At 44.8% G+C, this 2,808-nt stretch carries 4 protein-coding genes and 1 pseudogene; 4 read left to right on the forward strand and 1 reads right to left on the reverse strand.

From position 1 onward, the window contains the following. Window positions 1-783, forward strand: a pseudogene (locus WBA89_RS04020) (ribonucleoside-triphosphate reductase, adenosylcobalamin-dependent); the annotation flags it as partial. Window positions 784-955: 172 nt separating this feature from the next. On the opposite strand, the gene WBA89_RS04025 reads toward WBA89_RS04020, so the two are convergent. Then, window positions 956-1,174, reverse strand: a complete 219-nt coding sequence (locus WBA89_RS04025) for a hypothetical protein (RefSeq protein WP_424404244.1) — start codon at window positions 1,172-1,174, stop codon at window positions 956-958. A 161-nt stretch (window positions 1,175-1,335) separates the two neighbouring features. Between WBA89_RS04025 and WBA89_RS04030 the strand changes: the two genes are divergently transcribed. The 3 genes from WBA89_RS04030 (at window position 1,336) to WBA89_RS04040 (ending at window position 2,596) form a co-directional block, all read left to right on the forward strand. After that, a complete protein-coding gene (locus WBA89_RS04030; protein ID WP_193975651.1) occupies window positions 1,336-1,536 on the forward strand; it encodes a helix-turn-helix transcriptional regulator in 201 nt (66 codons plus the stop codon). Between the two features lie 165 nt (window positions 1,537-1,701). After that, window positions 1,702-2,184, forward strand: coding sequence for a hypothetical protein (locus WBA89_RS04035; protein ID WP_424404245.1), 483 nt, complete (start codon window positions 1,702-1,704; stop codon window positions 2,182-2,184). Window positions 2,185-2,188: 4 nt separating this feature from the next. After that, complete coding sequence (locus WBA89_RS04040; RefSeq protein WP_424404246.1) at window positions 2,189-2,596, forward strand: hypothetical protein; 408 nt, start codon at window positions 2,189-2,191, stop codon at window positions 2,594-2,596. Window positions 2,597-2,808: the final 212 nt, after the last annotated feature.

Raw genomic sequence — 2,808 nt, forward strand, 5'->3', positions numbered from 1 at the left:
TTTAAACAGCGGGAAGAAGAGTATTTGACTGGTTGGCGGGAGATTGTGAATCGGGTAGTATGGGATTATTGCGATCGCCATTCCTTGAAACGCCCCAATCGCTGCACAACCGTGCAACCATCGGGTACAAAATCTCTGCTCACAGGCGCTTCCCCCGGCTGGCATCCGCCGAAAGCCCAGCGTTTTATTCGCCGGATCACTTTCGGCAAAAACGACCCCGTAGCCCTCGCCTGCATCGACTACGGATACAACGTAATTCCGTCTCAATCTGACAAAGATGAAAACGGCAATTTACTCAACAATCCCTTCGACGAACGCTGCACGGAATGGCTGGTAGAAATACCCGTTGCTGTAAGTTGGGCAGATTTGCCCGGTGCCGATGAAATTGACATTAACAAGTTCTCGGCAGCCGCGCAAATGGACTTTTATATGCAAGTGCAAAAGTTCTATGTCAGACACAACACTTCGGCCACAATTGAGTTGCGGGAAAATGAAGTAGAAAGTTTGGGTACTCGGATTTACGAAGCAATTCGCGATGACGAAGGCTACATTTCCGCCGCACTTTTAGCCAGGTTTGATGCTCTAGAAACATTCCCGCGCTTGCCCTTTGAACCGATTAACAAAGAAACTTACACCAAAATGGTGGCAGAAGCTTTATCGCGCCGCGATATTGATGTTTTCCACGAGGCTTTGAGCCGTTACGATTTGGGTGAAATGATGGATTCTGGGCCGGCGGGCTGCGATTCTGATAAGTGTTTGATGCCGGAAACTAAGGCGATGTAATAGCCTTGAAGGAAATCCCCCGTTTGGGGGATTTTTTATGTTTTTAAAGGCTGGTTCAGCAAAAATCGTAGGGCGGGTTTTACCAACCATAATTGCCTAAAATTAATAATCTCGTAAACCCGCCCCCACCCAACGACTCCCTCCCCGTGTCCGGGAAGGGGTTATTTGAAAATTACCGATCGAATGTTTTGTCGCAAGTGTCAGCTTGCTGCGACTGTAGCAAGTCGGGGTTAAATATTACCACGAATTTTCCGCAGGGAATTAAGCGGTGGAGAATCTCTAGATGACCATCTGCATCAGAGCGAGTGCGGAACTGACCAACTGTCAACCGCTGCATTTTGGGAAGCAAACGAACCAGCACCCAAGGGTAAAGTCGTTCTTTGTAAGGCATAATGAACTTGTCTCCATACGTATGGGAGCCAGAGCCAGTGCTGATAGGTTGGTAGCCGGGACGCACTGGCTTTCTGACGAATGTGATGTTCTCCTCTCATACTACGGACAAATTTTGGTTAAGTCAAGTTAACCATAGGAATTCTGAAATCGGTACAGTGAATGAGTAGTGTGGGAGAAAAACTCAAACAGCGACGCCAATCGCTTTCTTTGACGCAGCAGCAAGTTGCTGATGAATTGGGCGTGACTGTAACAACTGTGAAAAATTGGGAAGCCGGCCGACATATTCCAAAACTCTATCTCGAACAGACGAAAGCATTGTGCAACCTCTTGAAGCTTTCCTTAGACGATTTGGTAGATTAAATATTTGTAGGGTGCGTCGCTACGAGATTTTTAAGCCGAGCCGCAGATTATCGACAGCGACGCACCCTACGGTATCTACAGAACTTCATCAGATACAATTCTGAATTAAACGGAAATGATATAACAGCCAGATCGTACAATTAAAACTAGCTTGTTTTTTAGAATATGAAAATTCGCTGCATTGCAAACGAAGGGGCTTATTTGCCGGCAAATTACCTAAACCCACCGTTAGACATCACCACAGAAACTGAATTTAAACTGATAGTAGGTAAAGAGTATATTGTCTATGCTATCTCCCAATGGCAAGGGAATTTATCCTACTATATTTGCGACGAACGCTATACTTATTATCCCATACACAATCGGGCCCCGTTATTTGAGATAGTCGATGCCAGATATTCTCGGTACTGGCAAGTGCAATTAGCAACTAACGGTTTGTTAGAGATTGCTTTTGAGCATTGGTTTGACCTACCTTATTTTTACGATAAATTAACTGACGGAGAAGAAGAAACTCTTTTGATTTTTGACAAAATCAAAGAACTCATGGACGCTGAAGCAGCAATTCCTCAACCCAAACCTTTTTCAGTTGAGGAATTGCTGGCGATGCCTCCATTGCAGCCGGATAAACTAGCAAAAGTCCCTGGTTGAAATTATGTCAGAACATCAAAATGAACCTAGAGAATACGATGCAGTTAAGGGCGGTCAAAATCCACCCCCGATAGGTGCTGCTGTCTTAGGAGGCATCTCTGGCCTTAAAAGCCGCTTAGCCTCGCCCGCTGTCTACGTTAGAGCCTCCGCACTCCCCGAAGCGCTGAAATATGGAGAAGCAGGCTTGGATTTGATAATTCAAGCATTGGACGATCGGATAATGTCCGTGAGATTTGCTGCATATTTGCTGCTGAAAGATCGGGATGAGGAGAAGATAAAACAATATTTACGAAACTATAATACATCTGACTTTGATGTCATCATAGAAGATGCTTATGGGGAAAAAAACAGCAGCGGTAACTTATTTGCTGTTTTCTTCCCCCATCTAATGCCAAAATCCCCGACTTCTTAAATAAGTCCGAGTTCTCACGAAAAATACCGAGAAGAAGTCGGGGATATAATACCCAGATGACCTACTTATTTGAAAATATCTTTCCGCTTTTGCAGCAGCAAAGTTACGGTTAAATAAACTGCTGCGTGCAGGCATAAAATTCCCCAATTCAAAGCTAAGTTTTGCCAAGTCGGTTCGTAGACTGCGCTTTTCTCGAATAGCTGCGGTAAGAT

Source organism: Microcoleus sp., assembly GCF_049646505.1.
Taxonomy (GTDB): Bacteria; Cyanobacteriota; Cyanobacteriia; order Cyanobacteriales; family Microcoleaceae; genus Microcoleus.